A 20,348-nucleotide genomic window follows, 5' to 3' on the forward strand; every position below is an offset into this window, starting at 1 on the left:
TACGACGAATGCCGTCGCCTGTGGACAACTCTCGACAGACGTCGTCACTGTCCGTGCATGCTGGCACTCGTCGGCGGACCAGGCACTCGCACCGTCGGCATACGGAACCGATCTCTGGCTACGGGGGCCGATCATGCATCCGATGGTGAAGCCCGCGCTCCGGCGCGGTTGGCGGGATCTCAACACCGTGCAGTTCGGTCTGGCCCCGGCGCACGCCATGGTGCTGGGCCCGATGGACTCGGCGACGGGCAGCTTCCTCGCCCTGCTCGACGGCACACGCGGTGTGCCGCTCCTGCGCGACGAGGCGCGCCGCATGGGCCTGCCGGACGGTCACGTGGACGGCTTGGTGGACCGGCTGTCCCGGTCGGGCCTGCTGGACGACGCGACGGGCGGCGGCCCGGCCGCCGACGAACTGCGCGCCAAACCGGAGGTCCTGGACCGGCTGCGGCCCGACGCCGCCACTCTCTCCCTGATCGCCTCCGAGCCGGGCGACGCCATGAGTCGTCTGGCCGCGCGCCGGTCACTGAGAGTGCAGGTGCGGGGTGCGGGGCGCGTGGGGGTGGTGCTCGCCTCCCTGCTGTCGGGCGCCGGGGTCGGCGAGGTCGACGTCCGCGATGTCGGCAGGGTCGAGCCAGGTGACGTGGCACCGGGTGGGTTGCCGGCCGAATCGATCGGCGAGCGCAGGGACGCGGCGGCCCGTCGGGCCGCTCGCCACGCGGCGCCCGATCGCCCGCCTCGGCGTCGCCGCGGCTCCCGGCCGCCCGAAGCTCCACCCGGGGACCTGACGGTGGACCGTCTCCGCGAGGAGCCCGGCTTCTCGCTGGTGATCCTCGCCTCACGCGACGGTGTCGACGTCCACGCTCCCAGGCCCATGGCCGCCGAGCCGCTCATCTCGTCGGGCACACCACACCTCTATGCGGGTGTCGTCGAGGGGACGGGCGTGGTCGGCCCTCTGGTCCTGCCGGGTGAGACGGGTTGTGCGGGCTGCCTCGAACAGAGCCGTACCGACCGCGACGAGACGTGGCCGCGGCTGGTCGCGCAGTGGCGGTCCGGACGCCCGCACCAGCTGGAAGCGTGCGACCTGGCCCTGGCCACGACGGTCGCCGGACTGGCCGCGGCGCACGCGCTCGCCTTCCTCGACGGGCGGACGCCGTCCAGCGCGGGTGCCCGCTGGGAGGTCTCGGTACCAGGGTTCGACTGGCACCCGCGTCCGGTGTGGCCGCACCCTTCATGTTCCTGCGCGGCCGCGGAAAACGGTGCCGCCGGAAAAGGTAACGGGGAACACACCGCAAAGGAGGGGGAGGCGCACGAGACAATGGCCGGGCATCAGCGGTCAACGAGGTTGTCCCGCACGGCACACGCGGCACGGCCTGCTGGGACTTGGAGGGCGCATGTCTGATCTTCCCCGGAAGGCGGTCACCCGGACCGCCAAGCTCGCCGCGCTTCCGCTCGGCATCGCAGGCCGGGCCACCTGGGGACTCGGCAAGCGGATCGTCGGCGAGTCGGCCGATCTCGTGGGCCGTGAACTCCAGCAGCGCACGGCGGAGCAGTTGTTCAAGGTCCTGGGCGAGCTGAAGGGCGGCGCGATGAAGTTCGGGCAGGCCCTGTCCGTCTTCGAGTCGGCGCTTCCCGAGGAGGTGGCGGGCCCCTACCGCGCGGCTCTGACCAAGCTCCAGGACGCGGCACCACCGATGCCGACCCGCACGGTGCATGCCGTGCTGGAGGAGCGCATCGGAGCGGACTGGCAGGAGCTGTTCCTGGAGTTCGAGGACAAACCGGCCGCCGCGGCCTCGATCGGCCAGGTGCACCGAGCGGTGTGGCACGACGGCCGAGAGGTCGCAGTGAAGGTGCAGTACCCGGGCGCGGGCGAGGCCCTGCTTTCCGATCTCGGTCAACTCAGCCGGTTCGCCCGCCTGTTGGGCCCGCTGATCCCTGGCATGGACATCAAACCGCTCATCGCGGAACTGCGGGACCGTGTCTCCGAAGAGCTCGACTACGGCCTGGAGGCCCAGGCCCAGCAGGCGCACGCGGAGGAGTTCGAGGGCGACCCGGACGTGGTGGTCCCGGCTGTGGTGCACCAGTGCGAGCAGGTGCTGGTGACCGAGTGGATGGAGGGCATCCCTCTCTCCGAGGTGATCACCGACGGCTCTCAGGAGCAGCGCGACCGGGCGGGCCAGTTGCTGACCCGCTTCCTCTTCTCGGGTCCGGCCCGCACCGGTCTCCTGCACGCCGACCCCCATCCGGGGAACTTCCGCCTCCTGCCGGACGAGAAGAGCGGCTGGCGCCTCGGCGTCCTCGACTTCGGCACGGTGGACCGACTGCCGGGCGGCCTGCCGACCCCGATCGGAGACGCCCTCCGGCTGACCATCGAAGGTGAGGCCGAAGCGGTCTACGAGATGCTCCGTACGGAGGGTTTCGTAAAGGAGTCGATAGACCTGGACCCGGACGCCGTCCTCGACTATCTGCACCCCATCATCGAGCCGGTCCGGGCGGACGAGTTCACCTTCGCCCGCGGCTGGATGCGCAGCCAGGCCGCGCGGATCGCCGATCCACGCTCCCCCGCCCACCAGTTGGGCAAGCAGCTGAACCTGCCCCCGTCCTACCTCCTCATCCACCGGGTGACCCTGAGCACCATCGGCGTCCTGTGCCAGCTCGGCGCGACGGTCCGTATGCGCGACGAGTTGGAGGAGTGGCTGCCGGGCTTCCTGGCAGAAGAAGAGGAGGAGGGCGAGTCGGCCGCGGAGGCGTAGCCGGTTCGGGCGAGGGCGGGTTCACCACCAGGCCGAGTCCAGCCTGCCTTCGATCGCGCGCAGGTTCTCCCTGGCACAGGTCTCGCAGAAGTAGTGCCGTGCCCCGTTCTCCACGGAACAGATCCACAAGGGTCGAGGGGCCTCGGCGGTGGTGCCGCAGCGGGCGCACACGAGGGTCTGGGGTTCCGCGGCGGGGCCGCCCTGGTCGCCGTCCCCGGAAAGACTCGTCACTCGGCGACGATATCGCCGCCCTCGACGGATCCGTGGGCACAACGCACCGCGGGGGCCGGTCCCTTCGGACCGGCCCCCGCGGGGAGCCACTGCTGGTGGTGGTGACGTGCCTGTCCAGGCCGGGTCTTGCCGGTCGCCGCCGTGGCGACTACTGCATGACCGCCATGGCGAGCGCACGGCGGGCGCGCAGCGAGGCGCGCTCGGCCCTGCGCTGCATCCGCTGAGCGACCGCCAGGCGCATGGCCCGGCGTTCCTGCTCAGCCTGGTGCAGGCGCTCGTGCATATGCGCACGAGCCAGGGCTTCTGGCATGAGATGCATTTCTCGGGTCCTGTTCTGACGCGAGGCGTTCGCGCCGGTGGTGGTGAAATCAGGTGTCGCGGAGCCGGCGGGCTCGCTCGTGGACGGCTTCATCGGGGCCTGCTTCTTGGGGTCGTGCGTGAGGGGGCGGTCGATCGTTCCGGTGATGTTCATGCTGTGACCGGGTTCTTGCGCGGGCGACCACGGGGCCGCTTGCGGGCCACGACGACACCCTGGACGAAGAGCTCGCCACCCCAGACGCCCCAGGGCTCACGCCGCTCCTTGGCGCCGGCGAGGCAGGCCTCCATCAGCGGGCAGGTGCGGCAGAGGGACTTGGCGTACTCGACATCGGCCGGCGACTCGGCGAAGAAGACCTCCGGGTCGTAGGAGCGGCAGGGGACGGGCACGCCGAGGTTCTCGATGGCGTCGTCGAGCGCGGTGAGCGCGGTGAGCGGGGTCAAGGTGGAGTCCTCCGTGAGGCCGGGCGGGGGGATCGTTTCGGAAGGCGGTACGGACGGGGCGTGCGCTTCGAGTTGCACGGTTCGTCTTCCTCGTCTGGTCGTTCCGGCCTGTTGGCCGGTTGCGGCTGGTACCGGGTTCTCTTCTTGTCCCGAGGCCCCTTCGCTCTGTAGTCCCTGGTCGGGGGCAAACAGAAGGGCCGCGGATCCCGGATGGGGTTCCGCGGCCCTGAAGGCGCCGACCTGATCGTCGATCAGGCTGGATCACTCCAGGGTTCAGGCCCACGGAAGGCCCACATCAGGTGGTGCTGCGTCGTCTGCTTCCGGAATCCGGCACCGGCCGCCGCGAAGGCATAGGCGTGGGCCTGTGCCTCTACTGCTGCTTCCAGTGCCTTGGTCGGTCGCTCATTGCGCTCACGGACGGGAAGACCCGCCAGAGACACGGAGGACGCCGGACGGCCGCCACTGATGGCGGACAGACCGGTGCCCAGGTTCGAGACGCCGAGCATGCACAGGGAGACGGCCGAGCGATCGGTCATTTTGACCGTGCTGATGTAGCTGGTGTTGATGCTGATCACTGGACTCGCCTCCTCTCGGCGTCTACGGGGACCGGCGCGAACCAATCCGACGGATATGAAGTACATCACGAAACCAGGGCCTTCGAGAAGGCCGCTGCTCTCGTGCCTAAGAACCTATGGGGATTGCCGGGGCATGCGCAAACTATTTTTTCGACGAGTTCGCATCAGTCGCTCTCGTCGTCGCCCTCAAGCTCCCGACCTGCACAGATGTCGAGAACATCGGCGCCGTAGCGCTGCAACTTGCGGGCGCGGACGCCGGGGATGCGGGCGAGTTCAACCGGAGTGCTCGGCCCCGCTTCCGCGATCGCCATCAGTGTCCGGTCCGTGAAGACACAGAAGTCGGGTTGGCCACTGCGGCGTGCCTGGACCGCGCGCCACTCTCGCAGTCGCTCGTAGAGGCCCTCGTCCATGTCGGAGGGACAGTCCTCGCAGCGCATCAGCTTCATCTCGCCGGCGTCCCGCAGAGTGCGCCCGCAGACACGACAGCGCGCCGGGGTGCGGCTGGTGCGGCGCGGTGCCCCCTCGGTGCCGCCGCCTACGAGGTCACCCGCCCGGGCGCCCGGGAAGCCCACTTCGACGCCCCCGGAGCCGCCCGTGCCGGTCCGTCCCGGGCCGGCGGTGGATCCGGGGCGCAGGCCGTTGAGGAATCGGCTGGGGCGGCGGTTGGGGCGGGTACCGGGCGAGCGGGACAGGGCCCAGGAGACGGAGAGCTGTTCGCGCGCGCGGGTGACGCCCACGTAGAGAAGTCGTCGCTCCTCCTCGATCTGTTCGTCCGTTCTCGCGTAGGTGATCGGCATCATGCCCTCGGCGACCCCGACGAGGAAGACGACGTCCCACTCAAGGCCCTTCGCGGAGTGCAGCGAGGCGAGCGTGACGCCCTGGACGGTCGGGGCGTGCTGGGCGTTGGCCCGCTCGTCGAGTTCCGCGACCAGGTCGCCGAGCGTGGCGTGGGGCTTGGCGGCGGCGAAGTCGTGGGCCAGGTTCACCAGGGCCGCGAGGGAATCCCAGCGTTCCCTGACCGCCCCGGAGCCCGCCGGTGGTTCACCGGTCCAGCCCTCGCCGGACAGCACGGCCCGTACCTGAGAGGGGAGGTCCACGGCGTCCTCAAGGAGGGTGTCGTTGCCCCCGAAGCGCGCGGCCGCCCTCAGCGCGGCCCCGGCCTTGCGCACCTCGGGGCGGTCGAAGAACCGTTCCGCGCCGCGCAGCTGATACGGCACTCCGGCGTCCGCGAGTGCCTGTTCGTAGGTTTCGGACTGGGAGTTCGTGCGGAACAGGATGGCGATCTCGCTCGCGAGGACTCCGGAGGCGATGAGGTCGCGGATGCGGTGGGCGGCCCCCTCGGCCTCGGCGGGCTCGTCCGCGTACTCGGTGTACCGGGGCTCGGGGCCCGGGGGCCGCTGGGAGATCAGTTCGAGGCGGTGGTCGGCGGCGCGGCCGCGGGCCTGGGAGAGCAGTGCGTTGGCGAGGTGGACCACCTGCGGGGTGGAGCGGTAGTCGCGGACGAGTTTGACGACGGTGGCCCCGGGGTGACGGTGACGGAAGTCGAGCAGATGGTCGGGAGTTGCGCCGGTGAACGAATAGATCGTCTGGCTGGCGTCGCCCACGACGCACAGGTCGTCCCGGTCGCCGAGCCACAGCTCCAGGAGGCTCTGCTGGAGGGGGCTGACGTCCTGGTACTCGTCGACCACGAAGTGCTGGTACTGGGAGCGGACCTGCTCGGCGATGTCGTGGCGGTCCTGGAGGATACCGACCGTGAGCAGGAGCACGTCCTCGAAGTCGATGACGGCCCGCTCGCGCTTCAGGTCCTCGTACGTGGCGTAGATCTGGGCGATCTCGGCGGGGTCACGGGGTGCCTCGCGGCCGTGTTTGGCGGTCGCGGCGGCGTAGTCGGAGGGGACGGTGCGGGTGACCTTGGACCACTCGATCTCGGCGGCCGCGTCGCGCAGTTCATTGCGATCGAGACGGATGCGGCAGGCGGCGGCGGCGTCCGCGACGAGTTGGATCTTGCGGTCGATGATGCGAGGCATGCCGCCGCCGACGGCTTTCGGCCAGAAGTACTGGAGTTGACGCAGTGCGGCCGAGTGGAACGTCCGGGCCTGGACTCCGGCGGCGCCGAGTTGGCGGAGACGGCCGCGCATCTCTCCGGCAGCCCGGTTGGTGAAGGTGACGGCCAGCACACTGGCGGGCTGGAGCATGCCGGCTCGCACTCCGTAGGCGATGCGGTGGGTGATCGCACGGGTCTTGCCCGTACCGGCGCCGGCCAGCACGCACACCGGACCGTGCAGCGCGGTGGCCACCGCGCGCTGCTCGGGGTCGAGCCCTTCGAGCACCGCGTCGGCCGAGTCGGGGACCTGCGGGAAGAGGGTGGAATGCGTTGCTGCTGTCACACGGCCATGCTGCCAGGTCGCCGGAGGCGGTCGAGCAGGTTGTCCACAGGCAGGCCCCCGCAGTCGTACTAATGCGGCAGTCGCTCCTGTGTTCCGGTGCGCCCGCCGCGGGGCAGCGGTGCCGGCCGTCACCCGTGTGGGGGAATGGCGGGCCTGTCGCGTACGTTCCACTCACTGCGACCACGCACCCCTCTGACCGTGAAGGAGCGCCAGGGACATGCCGGGCACTGTGACGATGTACAGCACCACGTGGTGCGGCTACTGCCGTCGGCTGAAGAGCCAGATGGACCGCGAGGGCATCACGTACGAGGAGATCAACATCGAGCAGGACCCGGAGTCCGCCGCTTTCGTGGAGAAGGCGAACGGCGGGAACCAGACGGTCCCCACCGTCCTCTTCCCGGACGGTTCGACGCTCACGAACCCTTCGCTGGCGCAGGTCAAGCAGAAGATCGGCGCGTAACCACGGCGGGCTCTAGCCGGTGTGACCTCGTGTCGGCAGGGGCTTGCCGTACCAGAGTTCGATCAGTCGGGCCGCGATCGAGATGCCGTAGGGAGGCAGGACCTCCCCGGACTCGAAAGCGGCCCGCAGTTCTTCGCGGGAGAACCAGCGGGCCTCGTGGATCTCGTCGCCGTCGACGTCCACGGTGGTGGAGGTGGCCCGGGCCATGAATCCCAGCATGAGGCTGGAAGGGAAGGGCCACGGCTGGCTGGCGATGTAGTCGACCTGGCCGACGGTGATGCCGACCTCTTCCTGGACCTCGCGCCGCACGGACTGCTCGATGGACTCGCCGGGCTCCACGAAGCCCGCGAGAGTGGAGAAACGACCCTCGGGCCAGTGCATCTGGCGGCCGAGCAGGATGCGGTCCTCGTCGTCCGTGACCGCCATGATCACCGCCGGGTCGGTGCGCGGGTAGTGCTCGGCGCCGCAGGCCGGGCAGCGCCGGATGTGTCCGGCCGCCGCGATGACGGTGCGCTCTCCGCAACGGGAGCAGAAGCGGTGGGTGCGCTGCCAGTTCTCCAGGCCGACCGCGTGCACCATGAGGCCCGTGTCACGCGGCGACAGCAGCATGCCTGCCTCCCGCAGCCCGGCCGGGCGAGCCGACTGGTCCATGCGGCCGGGCAGCGCGTCCTTCTGCAGTGCGAAATAGCTCACACCGTCGGCGTCGGTGCCCAGGAAGTAGCGGTGCGCCTCGGTGAGCGGCGCCTCGAAGGAAGGGGTCATGACGAGTTCGGTGGTGCCGTCCGGGGTCTCGTCGATGAGGACCTGACCGCCGGAAACCACGAAGCAGCGGGTCGTGGGGTGGCTCCACGCCGCCGCGAGCCAGGCCTCGTCGAGCCGGTGGTGGGCGGCCCGGTCGATGCCGCTGGGGGCGGTGAGCGCGATGGGTCGGTCGGCGGTGTGGTCGGTCCAGGTGGTCACGGGTGCTTCCAACTCCCCCGGTGAAACGGTTGATTGGGCGGGCGGTTCGACGGGGCGTGCGGCGGGCGGGGCGTCCTGGAGCGGGCGGGGCCTTCTTCAGTGTGCCTCGTGGGTGCCTTCGGCCAGTTCGCCCCAGAGATACGCGCTGGTCTCGACGCCCTTGAACAACAGATCGAGTTCGACCTTCTCGTTGGGGGCGTGCCAGCCGTCGGAGGGGACGGAGATGCCCAGGAAGAGCACGGGGGCGTCGAGAACTTCCTGGAGGTCGGCGGCGGGGCCGGAGCCGCCCTCGCGCGTGTGGCGGACCGGCTGCTGGAATGCGCGGCCCATGGCCCGTACGACCGACTGCAGGGCCGGGTGGTCCAGGGGCGTCAGGCAGGGGCGGGTGGAGCCGCTGAAGGTGATCTCGTGGCGGATCCCGGCGGGGATCCGCTCGGCGGCCCAGGCGGTGACAGCCTTCTCGATGTGGTCCGGGTTCTGGCCCGCGACCAGGCGGAAGGACAACTTCACCATGGCCGAGGACGGGATGATCGTCTTGCTTCCCGCGCCCTGATAGCCGCCGCCGATGCCATTGACCTCGGCGGTCGGGCGGGCCCAGATGCGCTCCAGGGTGGTGTGGCCGGCTTCGCCGCATGTCGCGGTCGACTTGGCCGTGCGCAGCCATCGTTCCTCGTCGAAGGGCAGTTCGGCGAAGAGTTCGCGTTCGCGGTCGGTGAGTTCGACGACGCCGTCGTAGAAGCCGGGGATCGCCACGCGCCCGTGCTCGTCGTGCAGGGCGGCGACCAGGCGGGCGATCTCGGTGGCCGGATTCGGTACGGCGCCGCCGAAGGAACCGGAGTGGATGTCCTGGTCCGGGCCGTACAGCTGGATCTCGCACTCGGCGAGGCCGCGCATGCCGGTGCAGACGGTAGGGGTGTCCTCGGCCCACATTCCGGTGTCGGAGACGACCACCGCGTCGGCGGCGATCCGTTGGGCCTGTGCCTCGACGAGGGCGCGGAAGTGCGGGGAACCGGATTCCTCCTCGCCCTCGATCAGCATCTTGAGGTGGACGGCGGGGGCGGTGCGGCCGGTGGCGGCGAGGTGGGCACGGACACCGAGTGTGTGAAAGAACACCTGCCCCTTGTCGTCGGCCGCCCCGCGCGCGTGGAGTCTGTTCGCACGGATCACCGGGTCGAACGGCTCGGTGTCCCAGCCGTCCTCGCGCGCCGCGGGCTGCACGTCGTGGTGTCCGTAGATCAGGACCGTGGGGGCGTCGGCGTCCGCGGAAGGCCATTCCGCGAAGACGGCGGGGGCTCCTGGCGTCTCCCAGACCTCGGCTGTCGGGAAGCCGGTCTCCCGGAGCTTGGCGGCCAACCAGTCGGCGCTGCGGCGTACGTCCGTCGCATGCTCGGGCTGGGCCGAGACCGACGGGATGCGCAGCCATTCCACGAGGTCGTCGAGGAAGGCGGCACGGTGGTTCTCGATGTACGTACGGACGACGCTGACGTCGCTGTCAACGGACTGGCTCATGCTCACGAGCCTATCGGCCCGCGCCGACCTGCTCGTCCGGCGGTTCGTCCGTGACCGTCTCCCGTCCGTCCGCCGGTCACTCCGGCCACTCCGTGCTCGAATCCGGTTCCTCTCCGGTACCGGGTTCCTCCATGAGCAGTCGCACCAGAGCGTCCCGGCCGGGGAGGTTCGCGGGTCGTACGACGTCCCCTGTGCGGACGTGCAGGAAGACCGCGTCGACGGACTCCAGGGGCACGCCGTGCTGCTCGGCCCAGGCCAGTCGGTAGACGGCGAGCTGGAGCGGGTCGGCGGCGCGGGTGCGGCTGGTCTTCCAGTCGACGATCTCGTACGTCGTCGTCCCGTCGCCGTCGTCGGTCCGGTAGACGGCGTCGATGCGGCCGCGTACGACACGGCCGGCGATGTCGATCTGGAAGGGTGCCTCGACCCGGTGGGGGGTGCGGTGCGCGTACGGCGTGCGTTCGAATGCCTCCTTGAGGGCCTCCAGGTCCAGTTCGTCGGCGATCTCGGCCTCGCTGCCGGGCAGTTCCTCGGGCTCCAGCATGGGCAGCCTAAGTTCCTCGAAACGGGCTTCGAGCCAGGCGTGGAAACGGGTGCCGCGGCGTGCCGCGGGCTGCGGGGGGCGCGGCATGGGGCGGGCGAGCTCCTGCGCGAAGCCGTCCGGGTCGGCGGCCAGACGCATCAGCTGCGAGGTGGTCAGGGACGCCGGCAGGGGTACGTCGGTGACCTTCGCGCGGGCTCGCATGAGCTCTCCGGTGAGGGCGTCCAGGTCGCGGTCCCATGAGGCGACGGTGCGGGACTCCTCGGGGGTGAGTGCGGAGGCGGAGGGGTGTCTGCGGGCGTGCGGCACGGCCGGTGCGAGCTCGGCCGGTGCGGGAGGCTGCACGCGCGCATGGGGGCCCTGCGCGGGGCGGTCCGACGACCAGGAGTCCCAGTCGTCGGTGTCCTCGTCGGCCGAGGGGTCGTCCGCGAAGTCCTCGTCAGCGGTACCCGGACGCGTGTCGTCGTGGCCGGCGGCCGCGTCCAGGTGGGCCAGTACGGTGCGGGCCGCCGCGCGGCGGCGCATCAGGGCCGTGGCGTCGAGCGGAAGCGGCCAGGCGTGGTCGGCCGCCCTCTCGTGGAGGGCGGGGTTCTCCGCGTCCCCCTCCGGCTCGTCGGCCCAGGCTTCGATCTCGCCGTGCCCGGCGACGCAGTGGTCGTACAGGGCCTTGAGGAAGTCGGACGGCCCGCGCGGGCGTTTCTGGGACGGGCCCCACCAGTGGCCGGAGCCGAGGAGCAGGGAGCGGGGCCGGGTGAACGTGACGTAGCCGAGGCGGAGTTCCTCGGTGTGCTGGTGGTCCTTCATGGCCTCCTGGAAGGCCTTCAGGCCGCGCGAGTCCCAGGCCTCGACGTCGGGGAGGGTGTCGGCGTCGCCGCGCAGCTCGTGCGGCAGGACCTTGCCCTGGGCGGTCCACTTCTCGCGGCCCTGGGTGCTGGGGAAGGTACCGGTGACCAGGCCGGGGACGGCGACGACGTCCCACTCCAGGCCCTTGGACTTGTGGGCGGTGAGGACCTTGACGGTGTTCTCTCCGCCCGGCAGGGCGTTGTCGAGGCCCTTCTCGTACTGGGCGGCCGTACGCAGGAATCCGAGGAAGGCGAGCAGGGTGGCCTCTCCCGCGCTGTTGGCGGCGAAGGAGGCGGCGACGTCCAGGAAGTTGGACAGGGTCTCGCGGCGACGGGCGGCGAGCGCGTGGGGGGACGCTGAGAGTTCCACCTCCAAGCCGGTGACGGCGAGGACGCGGTGGAGGACGTCCATGAGCGGGTCCGCGAGCGAGCGGCGCAGGTCACGCAGTTCGGCGGCGAGCCGGGCGAAGCGGACGCGCGCGTCCGGCGAGAACGGCAGCCCGTCGTCCTCCCCCCCGGCTTCCAGGGGGAGTTCCAGGAACGTGTCCAGCGCGTCCGCGAGCGAGATCACCTCGGACGGGTCGACGCCCTCGACGGCCGCGGCGAGCCGGCGGTCCGGGTCGGCGTCGCCGTCCACGCGCGCGTGGGACACGAGCAGCCTGGCGCGGCGCCCCAGAAGGGCGAGGTCGCGGGGGCCGATCCGCCAGCGCGGGCCGGTGAGGAGGCGGACGAGAGAAGCGTTGGCGCCCGGGTCCTGGAGAACCTCGCAGACAGCTACCAGGTCGGCGACCTCGGGGAGGTGGAGCAGCCCGGAGAGGCCGACCACCTCTACCGGGATGTCCCGGGCGACGAGGGCGCCCTGGATCTCGGCGAAGTCGCCGGCGGTGCGGCACAGGACCGCGATCTCACCGGGTTCCTTTCCTGTGCGCACCAGGTGGGCGATCGCGTCGGCGAGCCAGTCCAGTTCCTCGGCGTGCGTGTTCAGGAGGGCGCAGCGGACCACACCGTCGCGTTCGGCGCCGGGAGCGGGGCGGAGGGCCTCCACGCCCGCGTGCATGGCCCGCAGGGGCTCTGCGAGACCGTTGGCGAGGTCGAGAAGACGGCCGCCGCTGCGGCGGTTCTCGCTGAGCGCCTGGCGAGCCGCGGGGCGGCCGTCGGGGTGGGCGAAGTGCTCCGGGAAATCATCGAGGTTGGCGACGGAGGCGCCGCGCCAGCCGTAGATGGCTTGGCAGGGGTCGCCCACGGCGGTCACGGGATGACCGGTGCCGCCGCCGAACAGACCTGCCAGCAGGACACGTTGGGCGACCGAGGTGTCCTGGTACTCGTCGAGCAGGACCACTCGGAACTCGTCCCGCAGGATGCGCCCCACCTCGGGGAGTCGGGCGAGGCCGGCGGACAGGGCGATCTGGTCGCCGAAGTCGAGGAGGTCCCGCTCGCGCTTGGCCGCGCGGTAGCGGCCGACCAGTTCGGTGAGTTCGCGTCGGGCGGCGGCCGCCTCGGGGACCTTGCGCAGATCCGCGTTGGTGAGCTTCGCACCCTCCAGTTCGCGCAGCAGTTCGGCGTCGTACGCGCGTAGGTCCTCGGGGCGTACGAGGTGCTCGGCGAGTTCGGAATCGAGGGTCAGGAGGTCGCTGACGAGATCGGGGAAGGAGCGGGTCAGCGCCGGGTAGGGGCCCGGGGACTCCCTCAGGACCCGCGCGGCGAGCTGGTAGCGGGTGGCGTCGGCCAGGAGCCGCGCGGTGGGCTCCAGGCCGACGCGCAGTCCGTGGTCGGTCAGCAGGCGGCCCGCGAAGGCGTGGTACGTGGAGATGACCGGTTCCCCCGGCGGGTTGTCCGGGTCGATCACGTCCGGGTCGGTGATGCCCGCTCTGACCAGGGCCTTGCGTACGCGCTCGGCGAGTTCGCCCGCCGCCTTGTTGGTGAAGGTCAGGCCGAGCACCTGTTCGGGGGCGACCTGTCCGGTACCGACCAGCCACACCACGCGCGCGGCCATCACGGTGGTCTTGCCCGACCCCGCTCCGGCAACGATCACCTGCGGAGCGGGCGGCGCGACGATGCAGGCCGTCTGCTCCGGGGTGAACGGAATGCCCAGGAGCTCCTTGAGCTGCTCGGGATCGCTGATACGGGCGGACATTCCAGAGAGGCTAACGCCGCCCACTGACAGCGGCTGCGGGACCGCCGAGCGGGCGCCGTCACTCGACCACGTGACGCCCCTCGGGGCGGGCACTGCACGATGCCCGGAAAGCGCAGTGTGCACAGTGTTGTCCGGCGGTCGGAGAGAAACGCTCGTCCAGCACCTTGCCCGCGGCGGTGGCCAGGAGGTCCCCCACCCACTCCCCTTCCGTGCCCTCAAGGGGGCCCTGCGCCTGCACCTTGGGGACGGTCTCGCCACCGTTCTTCTTGGCGGCACCCTGCCGCAGCTGGACGAGTTCGGCGCCGCCCGGTTCCGGGCGCACGCCGCCGAAGGGCTCGTCGACGGCCCCCTCGCGGACCGCGAGCTGGTACACCGCGAGCTGGGGATGGCGGGTCACCTCGGCGGAGCTCACGGGCTGCTTGCCCGTCTTGAAGTCGACGACGTACGCGCGGCCCTCGGTGTCGGTCTCGACGCGGTCCATGGAGCCCCGAATGCGCACTTCGTAGTCGCCCGCCTCGAGAGTGACGTCGAAGTCGTGCTCACTGACCACCGGGGCACGCCCCGCGCGGTCCATGACATGCCACTTCAGGAAGCGCTCGAGCGCCACGCGCGCGTGCTGCTTCTCCTGCTCCGACTTCCAGGGCGCGTCGAAGGCGAGCGCGTTCCACACGGAGTCGAGGCGCTCCATGAGGACGTCGAGATCGGCCGGGGTGCGCCCGGAGGCGACCTCGTCGGCGAGCACGTGGACGACGTTGCCGAAGCCCTGGGCGGCGGTCGCGGGCGCGTCGGCCTTCACCTCGCGGCCCAGGAACCACTGCAGGGCGCAGGTGTTGGCGAGCTGGTCGAGGGCGCTGCCGGACAGCACGACGGGCTGGTCACGGTTCCTGAGCGGCACCTTGCTCTCGGTGGGCTCGAACATGCCCCACCAGCGGTAGGGATGCGCCGACGGCACGAGCGGACGGCCGTCCTCGTCGCTCAGCGCGGCCAGCCGCGCCAGCCGGAGAGCGGCCGCCTCACGGAGGGCTTCCGACACGCGCGGGTCCACCGTGGTGGCGCGCAGTTCGGCGACGAGGGCGGCCACGGACAGCGGGCGGCGGGGACGGCCGGTGACGTCCTTGGGCTCGACCCCCAGTTCGGTGAGGAAGCGAGAGGGCTGGTCGCCGTCGTCGGCGGGGGCTTTCACCGCGGTGACGACGAGGCGTTCACGCGCACGCGTGGCCGCCACGTAGAACAGCCGGCGTTCCTCCGCGAGGAGCGCGCCCGGCGTGAGCGGTTCGGCGAGACCGTCGCGGCCGATGCGGTCGGCCTCCAGGAGCGAACCGCGACGGCGTAGGTCCGGCCACAGACCCTCCTGGACGCCCGCCACGACGACCAGGCGCCACTGGAGGCCCTTGGCACGGTGCGCGGTCATCAGACGTACGGCGTCGGGGCGGACGGTCCGCCCGGTCAGCGTGTCGGCGGCGATGTCTTCAGCCTCGAGTTCCGCCAGGAGGTTGAGTGCGCCCAGACCGCCGGTGCGCTCCTCCGCGCGCGCCGCCGTGGCGAACAGCGCGCACACGGCGTCGAGGTCACGGTCCGCGTTGCGTCCGGCCGCGCCGCCGCGCCGGGCGGCGCGCTCCAGCCTCCTGGGCCACGGCGTGCCGTCCCACAGCTCCCACAGCGCCTCCTCGGCCGTACCGCCTCCCGCGAGGCGTTCACGGGCCTTCCGCAGCAGCGCGCCGAGGCGTTGAGCGCCGCGCGCGTACACCGGATCGTGCGCCACCAGCCGCTCCGGCTCCGCCAGCGCGCGTGCCAGCAGTTCGTCCGAGGGCGGAGGTACGGGGTTGCCGCCGGCTCGCTCCTCCTCGCGCAGCGCGCGCCCGAGACGCCGCAGATCGGCGGTGTCCATGCCCGCCAAGGGGGAGGACAGGAGGTCGAGCGCGGTTTCGGTGTCGAGCCAGCGGGGCCGCGCGTCGGGCGTGCGGGACGCCGCGGACGGATCTGCCGAGGCCTCGTCGGGAGACTCGGACTTGTCGGGAGAGTCGGGCTCGTTCGGCGGCTCGGACACGTCGGGTGAGTCGTGGGGTTCCGCTGCCGAGGCCGTCGGGGCCGCCTCCCCCAGCTCCGCCCGTGCCACCGCCCGCAGCGCCGTCAGCAGGGGCTGTACGGCCGGTTCGTGGCGCAGGGGCAGGTCGTCGCCGTCGATCTCCAGAGGAACACCCGCCGCGGTGAGGGTGCGCCGGATCGAGGGGATCGTGCGTGCGCCGGCGCGCACCAGGACGGCCATCTCGCTCCAGGGGACGCCGTCCTCCAGATGTGCCCGGCGAAGCACGTCCGCGATGTTGTCCAGTTCGGTGCCCGGCGTCGGGTACGTGTAGACCTCGACGCGCCCTCCGTCCCGTACGGGCCTCAGCTCGCGGTGGGCGCGCACCTTCTCGGCGGGGAGGCGGGTGAGTGGCATGCGCTGGGTGAGCAGGCGGGTGGCGGCGAGCAGGTTCGCTCCCGAGCGGCGGGAGTTCCTGAGGACCGCGACCGGAGCCCGGCGTCCGTCCGCGCGCGGGAAGGCATGCGGGAACTCCAGGATGCCGTTCACGTCGGCGCCCCGGAAGGTGTAGATCGACTGGTCGGGATCGCCGAAGGCGACCAGGGTGCGGCCGCCGCCGGCGAGGGTCCTCAGCAGCCGTACCTGCGCGGGGTCCGTGTCCTGGTACTCGTCGACGTAGACCGCGTCGTACTGCGCGGCCAGCCGCTCGGCGACGTCGGGGCGGCCGGCCAGGAGCACCGCGCGGTGGACCAGTTCCGCGTAGTCGAGGACGCCCTGCAGGTCGAGGACGTCGAGGTACTCGGCGAGGAACGCGGAGGCCGCGAGCCAGTCCGGGCGGCCGATGCGCGAGGCGAAGGCGCGCAGGTCCTCGGGGGCCAGACCCAGTTCGCGACTGCGGGCGAGGACAGCGCGGACCTCGTCGGCGAAGCCGCGCGTGGTGAGGCAGGCGCGCAGTTCGTCCGGCCAGCGCACATGCGCCAGGCCCAGACGCTCGAGGTCGGGCTGGCCCGCGAGCAGTTCACGAACCGCCACGTCCTGCTCCGGGCCGGACAGCAGACGCAGCGGCTCGACGAACAGGTCGCTGTCCTGGTGGGCGCGGACCAGGGCGTAGCAGAACGAGTGGAAGGTGGTGGCCTGCGGGGCGCGCGCGGCGCCCATGCGCCGCGCCATGCGGTCGCGCAGCTCCACGGCCGCCTTGCGACTGAAGGTCAGGACCAGCACGCGCGCCGGGTCGGCCCCGCGGGCGACGCGCGCCCCCACCGACTCGACGAGCGTGGTCGTTTTGCCTGTGCCCGGACCTGCGAGAACGAGCAGGGGCCCGCTCTCGTGGTCAACCACGCCGCGCTGCTCGGCGTCCAGACGAGGGGGGTCCGTCCGGGCCGGTGGGGTACGCACCAGTCGGTAAGCGCCACGGTTCCCCTGTCGCACCTGGGTGTGCGACAGGCGCCTGGTGGAGAAAGAGGAGCTCACGTGGTTCGCCGGTCCTGGTGGGTGTGCGAGGTGTCACTGCCGACGCGGTGCGCCGGTGTCGAGGGGTGGTGGTCGGGAAAAGGGTGCGCGGCGCGCCGCCCGTCGAGGACGGTGGTTGCGGGGTGAGGGGGACACGCGCAGCCGACGCTACGCCGACAGGTGGTGCGGAAGCAGGGCTTCCCCTTATTGCCCCCCGACGCGCGCGACACGTGCGTCCCTCGCCCCACGAACGTACGGCATGGCACCGACGTGCCCCGCGTCCCCCGTACGGACCAGAGGTCGCACCGAGGTCCCTCGGATGCCGGAAGCTGTCAGGTGTGACCCTCCGCGCCTCCACCGCCGTCCCAGCGCGCCCGCCTCATGTCGACGCGCGGCACGTGGCCCTCGGTGGCGCGGCTCGCTTCGCGCAGGGGGGTCGCCTCCGCGCGGTAGTGGTCCAGGGCTCTCAGTTCGTGGCCGGGCAGCAGGACGCCGTCGGCACGGACGACCCGCCACCACGCGGCCGCGCCCCCGTAGAGGGCCATGACACGGCCCACCTGGCGCGGGCCGCCCTCCCCCAGCCATTCGGCGACGTCCCCGTATGTCATGACCCGCCCCGGCGGGATCAGGTCGGCGACCTCGAGGACCCGCTCCGCGTACTCCGGCAGGGCGTCCGCCGGAAGGCTCTCCTCGCTCATCCGCCCCATCCTGCCCCACCCCACCGACAATGGGACGTGGTGGCCGACGCGTGCGTCCCTCGCCCCGGGGGCGGTCTTCGGGCAGACTGTGCGCCCCCGCATTGCACCCTGATGCCCCTGTGTGCCCACCCGGCATGCCACCATCGTGCGGGCGGTGACTGGTGATAAGAGACCAAGAAGAGACGATGAAGCAGCAGAGCGTGCACCCGGATGACGCGGCGGGCACCTCTGACGCCTCGTCGCGCCCGGACGCCTCCGAGGGGGGCGACGAGGGCAGCGACAACGTCTCGAGGAAGGCCTCCGGCACCACCACCCCTCCCTCCACCGAAGAAGAATCCCCCACGCCGCACGAGGACGACAAGCAGCCGAACGAGCAGGACGAGGACGACCTCGAGGAGACGCACGCCGACGAGGTCGAGGGCGACGAACCACTGCTCCCCGCGCGCGTGCACCGTCCTTCCGACCTCATGCGGCTGTCGGTCGGCATCCTCGGGATCATCGTCCTGCTGGCGATCGCCGCGTTCGCCCACGGCACCACCTCCGGGCTCGAACAGGACATCAACAAGGGCACAGGACAGGCACCCGATCTTCTGATCAAGCTCGCCGGCCTGGGATCGAGCATCGCGATCCTGCTCGTACCGGTCGCCTTCGCGATCGAGCGGCTGATCAAGCGGGACGGTCTGCGCATCGCCGACGGTGTGCTGGCGGCTGTCCTGGCGCACGGGGTGACGCTGGCGACCGACCTGTGGGTCGCCAGGGCGGCCCCGGACTCGATCCAGGAGGCGCTCACCCAGCCCTCCCCCGGCGACATCCACGCCCTCACAGACCCCGTACACGGCTACCTCGCGCCGGTCATCGCGTACATGACCGCCGTCGGCATGTCGCGCAGACCCCGCTGGCGGGCCGTGCTGTGGATCGTGCTGCTCCTGGACGCCTTCTCGATGCTGGTCACGGGCTACACGACACCGTTCTCGATCATCCTGACGGTGCTGATCGGCTGGACCGTCGCCTACGGAACGCTGTACGCAGTGGGCTCCCCGAACGTCCGCCCGACCGGCCGGACTCTGATGGCCGGCCTCAGGCGGGTCGGCTTCAAGCCGGTGAGCGCCGCCCGTGAGGAGATCCCGGAGACGGCGGAGGGCGGGGACCGGGGTCGACGGTACTTCGTGACGCTGGAGGACGGCCCACCCCTGGACGTCACCGTCGTGGACCGGGAGCAGCAGGCTCAGGGCTTCTTCTACCGCGTCTGGCGGCGTCTGACGCTGCGCGGCATCACCACGCGCCGCAGCCTCCAGTCCTTGCGCCAGGCGCTGGAGCAGGAGGCCCTCCTGGCGTACGCGGCCATCGCGGCCGGTGCCAACGCGCCGAAGCTGATCGCCACGTCCGAGCTCGGACCGGACGCCGTGATGCTCGTCTACGAGCACACCGGCGGCCGCACCCTGGATTCCCTGGCGGACGACGAGGTCACCGACGAGCTGATGTCGGACACCTGGCACCAGGTGAAAGCACTGCAGTCGCGGCGCATCGCGCACCGCAGGCTCGTGGGTGACGCGATTCTGGTGGATCGTTCCGGCACGGTGATTCTCACCGATCTCCGTGTCGGCGAGATCGCGGCGGGCGATCTGGTGCTGCGCATGGACGTCTCCCAGTTGCTGACGACCCTCGGCCTGCGCGTGGGCGCGGAACGCGCGGTGGCCTCGGCGGTCGGCGTGCTCGGCCCCGACGCGGTGGCCGACTGTCTGCCGATGCTCCAGCCGATCGCCCTGTCACGCTCCACACGCGCGACCCTGCGCAGACTCGCCCGGGAGCGCGCCGAACGCGAGCGCGAGGCGGTCCTGGAGGCGTCCCACCTGGCCAAGCAGGCCCGTGCGGAGGAGCACAGCAAGGCCGCCGAGCCGGGCAAGGCCGACAAGAAGGCCGCGCGGGCCGAGCAGCGCGCCGAGAAGCGGGCGATCGACGAGGCCCTGGAAGAGGCCCGCGAGGAGGACCTGCTCACCCAGATCCGCCACCAGGTGCTGCTGATCAGGCCCCAGGCACCGGTCGAACCGGCCCGGCTGGAGCGGGTCAAGCCGCGCACGCTGATCAGTCTCATCGCCGGTGCGATCGGCGCGTATTTCCTGCTGACCCAGCTCACCCACATCGAGTTCGGGCCGCTCATCGAGAACGCCGAGTGGGGCTGGGTAGCCGCGGCGGTGTTCTTCTCCGCGCTGAGCTATGTCGCGGCGGCCATGAGCCTGCTGGGCTTCGTGCCGGAACGGGTGCCGTTCCTGCGGACGATCGGGGCGCAGGTCGCCGGATCGTTCGTGAAGATCGTGGCGCCGGCCGCGGTGGGCGGTGTGGCACTCAACACACGCTTCCTGCAGCGTGCGGGAGTGCGGCCGGGGCTCGCGGTGGCGAGTGTCGGCGCATCGCAGCTCTTCGGGCTCGGTTGCCACATCCTGATGCTCTTGGCCTTCGGCTATCTGACCGGTACCGAGAAGACGCCGTCCCTGTCGCCGTCGCGCACCGTCATCGCGGGCTTGTTGACGGTCGCGGTGCTCGTGCTGGTGGTGACGTCGATCCCGTTCCTGCGCAAGTTCGTCGTCACGCGCGTGCGGTCGCTCTTCGCCGGTGTCGTGCCTCGCATGCTCGACGTGCTGCAGCGGCCGCAGAAGCTGATCACCGGCATCGGCGGCATGCTGCTCCTCACGGGTTGCTTCGTGATGTGTCTGGACGCCTCCATCCGCGCGTTCGGCAACGAGGACGTGTCGATCAGCATCGCCAGCGTCGCGGTCGTCTTCCTCGCGGGAAACGCGCTCGGTTCCGCGGCCCCGACCCCGGGCGGTGTGGGTGCCGTCGAGGCCACCCTCACCGTCGGTCTGATCGCCGTCGGGCTCCCCAAGGAGGTCGCCGCGCCCGCCGTGCTGCTGTTCCGTCTGCTGACCCTGTGGCTGCCCGTACTCCCGGGATGGCTGGCCTTCAACCAACTGTCGCGCAAGGGCGCGCTGTAGAGCTCACGCGCGCGTGAGGTCCCTCTCGACGACTCACGCGGTC

General features: G+C 71.4%; 14 protein-coding genes. 4 read left to right on the forward strand and 10 right to left on the reverse strand.

All coding sequences use genetic code 11. The features are described from left to right. The first annotated feature begins 133 nt into the window (after positions 1–133). Both K1J60_RS14860 and K1J60_RS14865 read left to right on the forward strand, forming a co-directional pair. Positions 134–1,399 carry a TOMM precursor leader peptide-binding protein gene (locus K1J60_RS14860; protein WP_220646641.1) on the forward strand — a complete coding sequence of 422 codons (1,266 nt, stop codon included), beginning with the start codon at positions 134–136 and terminating at the stop codon, positions 1,397–1,399. Next, the gene (locus K1J60_RS14865) at positions 1,392–2,750 is read left to right on the forward strand and encodes an ABC1 kinase family protein (protein WP_220646642.1); all 1,359 of its coding nucleotides are present in this window, start codon (positions 1,392–1,394) and stop codon (positions 2,748–2,750) included. Before K1J60_RS14860 ends, K1J60_RS14865 begins: the two co-directional genes overlap by 8 nt. A 21-nt stretch (positions 2,751–2,771) precedes the next feature. Here the strand turns inward: K1J60_RS14865 and K1J60_RS14870 are convergent, their stop codons facing one another. The 5 genes from K1J60_RS14870 to K1J60_RS14890 all read right to left on the reverse strand — a co-directional run bounded on the left by K1J60_RS14870 (position 2,772) and on the right by K1J60_RS14890 (position 6,702). Continuing rightward, positions 2,772–2,981 carry a hypothetical protein gene (locus tag K1J60_RS14870; RefSeq protein ID WP_220646643.1) on the reverse strand — a complete coding sequence of 70 codons (210 nt, stop codon included), beginning with the start codon at positions 2,979–2,981 and terminating at the stop codon, positions 2,772–2,774. A gap of 148 nt (positions 2,982–3,129) precedes the next feature. Beyond that, on the reverse strand, positions 3,130–3,453 hold the full coding sequence (locus K1J60_RS14875; protein WP_045559068.1) for a hypothetical protein: 324 nt from the start codon (positions 3,451–3,453) through the stop codon (positions 3,130–3,132). Then, on the reverse strand, positions 3,450–3,818 hold the full coding sequence (locus tag K1J60_RS14880; protein ID WP_005480495.1) for a WhiB family transcriptional regulator: 369 nt from the start codon (positions 3,816–3,818) through the stop codon (positions 3,450–3,452). Before K1J60_RS14880 ends, K1J60_RS14875 begins: the two co-directional genes overlap by 4 nt. Positions 3,819–3,991: 173 nt before the next feature. Further along, the gene (locus K1J60_RS14885) at positions 3,992–4,315 is read right to left on the reverse strand and encodes a hypothetical protein (RefSeq protein ID WP_220646644.1); all 324 of its coding nucleotides are present in this window, start codon (positions 4,313–4,315) and stop codon (positions 3,992–3,994) included. Positions 4,316–4,479: 164 nt separating this feature from the next. Beyond that, positions 4,480–6,702 (reverse strand): ATP-dependent DNA helicase UvrD2, encoded by a 2,223-nt coding sequence (locus K1J60_RS14890; RefSeq protein WP_220646645.1) that lies wholly within the window; start codon positions 6,700–6,702, stop codon positions 4,480–4,482. A 217-nt stretch (positions 6,703–6,919) separates the two neighbouring features. On the opposite strand from K1J60_RS14890, the gene K1J60_RS14895 reads away from it, so the two are divergent. Continuing rightward, positions 6,920–7,162 carry a mycoredoxin gene (locus K1J60_RS14895; protein ID WP_220646646.1) on the forward strand — a complete coding sequence of 81 codons (243 nt, stop codon included), beginning with the start codon at positions 6,920–6,922 and terminating at the stop codon, positions 7,160–7,162. A gap of 12 nt (positions 7,163–7,174) precedes the next feature. On the opposite strand, the gene nudC is transcribed toward K1J60_RS14895, so the two are convergent. The 5 genes from nudC to K1J60_RS14920 form a co-directional block, all read right to left on the reverse strand. Further along, positions 7,175–8,122, reverse strand: coding sequence for an NAD(+) diphosphatase (gene nudC / locus K1J60_RS14900; protein ID WP_220646647.1), 948 nt, complete (start codon positions 8,120–8,122; stop codon positions 7,175–7,177). 96 nt (positions 8,123–8,218) lie between these two features. Continuing rightward, the gene (locus K1J60_RS14905) at positions 8,219–9,631 is read right to left on the reverse strand and encodes a dipeptidase (RefSeq protein ID WP_220646648.1); all 1,413 of its coding nucleotides are present in this window, start codon (positions 9,629–9,631) and stop codon (positions 8,219–8,221) included. A 76-nt stretch (positions 9,632–9,707) separates the two neighbouring features. Next, positions 9,708–13,145, reverse strand: a complete 3,438-nt coding sequence (locus K1J60_RS14910) for an ATP-dependent DNA helicase (RefSeq protein WP_220646649.1) — start codon at positions 13,143–13,145, stop codon at positions 9,708–9,710. Between the two features lie 58 nt (positions 13,146–13,203). After that, a complete protein-coding gene (locus tag K1J60_RS14915; RefSeq protein WP_220646650.1) occupies positions 13,204–16,638 on the reverse strand; it encodes an ATP-dependent helicase in 3,435 nt (1,144 codons plus the stop codon). Positions 16,639–16,949: 311 nt separating this feature from the next. Continuing rightward, complete coding sequence (locus tag K1J60_RS14920; protein WP_317619711.1) at positions 16,950–17,315, reverse strand: MGMT family protein; 366 nt, start codon at positions 17,313–17,315, stop codon at positions 16,950–16,952. 185 nt (positions 17,316–17,500) lie between these two features. Between K1J60_RS14920 and K1J60_RS14925 the strand changes: the two genes are divergently transcribed. Continuing rightward, positions 17,501–20,305 carry a lysylphosphatidylglycerol synthase domain-containing protein gene (locus K1J60_RS14925; RefSeq protein WP_220646652.1) on the forward strand — a complete coding sequence of 935 codons (2,805 nt, stop codon included), beginning with the start codon at positions 17,501–17,503 and terminating at the stop codon, positions 20,303–20,305. Positions 20,306–20,348 lie beyond the last annotated feature (43 nt).

Source organism: Streptomyces akebiae (assembly GCF_019599145.1).
GTDB classification, from domain to species: Bacteria; Actinomycetota; Actinomycetes; order Streptomycetales; family Streptomycetaceae; genus Streptomyces; species Streptomyces akebiae.

Coding starts and splice junctions, on each gene's coding strand:
- K1J60_RS14895 (WP_220646646.1), top strand. CDS start 6,920: ATGCCGGGCACTGTGACGATGTACAGCACCACGTGGTGCGGCTACTGC.
- K1J60_RS14865 (WP_220646642.1), top strand. CDS start 1,392: ATGTCTGATCTTCCCCGGAAGGCGGTCACCCGGACCGCCAAGCTCGCC.
- K1J60_RS14910 (WP_220646649.1), bottom strand. CDS start 13,145: ATGTCCGCCCGTATCAGCGATCCCGAGCAGCTCAAGGAGCTCCTGGGC.
- K1J60_RS14925 (WP_220646652.1), top strand. CDS start 17,501: ATGAAGCAGCAGAGCGTGCACCCGGATGACGCGGCGGGCACCTCTGAC.
- K1J60_RS14860 (WP_220646641.1), top strand. CDS start 134: ATGCATCCGATGGTGAAGCCCGCGCTCCGGCGCGGTTGGCGGGATCTC.
- K1J60_RS14875 (WP_045559068.1), bottom strand. CDS start 3,453: ATGAACATCACCGGAACGATCGACCGCCCCCTCACGCACGACCCCAAG.
- K1J60_RS14920 (WP_317619711.1), bottom strand. CDS start 17,315: ATGAGCGAGGAGAGCCTTCCGGCGGACGCCCTGCCGGAGTACGCGGAG.
- K1J60_RS14905 (WP_220646648.1), bottom strand. CDS start 9,631: ATGAGCCAGTCCGTTGACAGCGACGTCAGCGTCGTCCGTACGTACATC.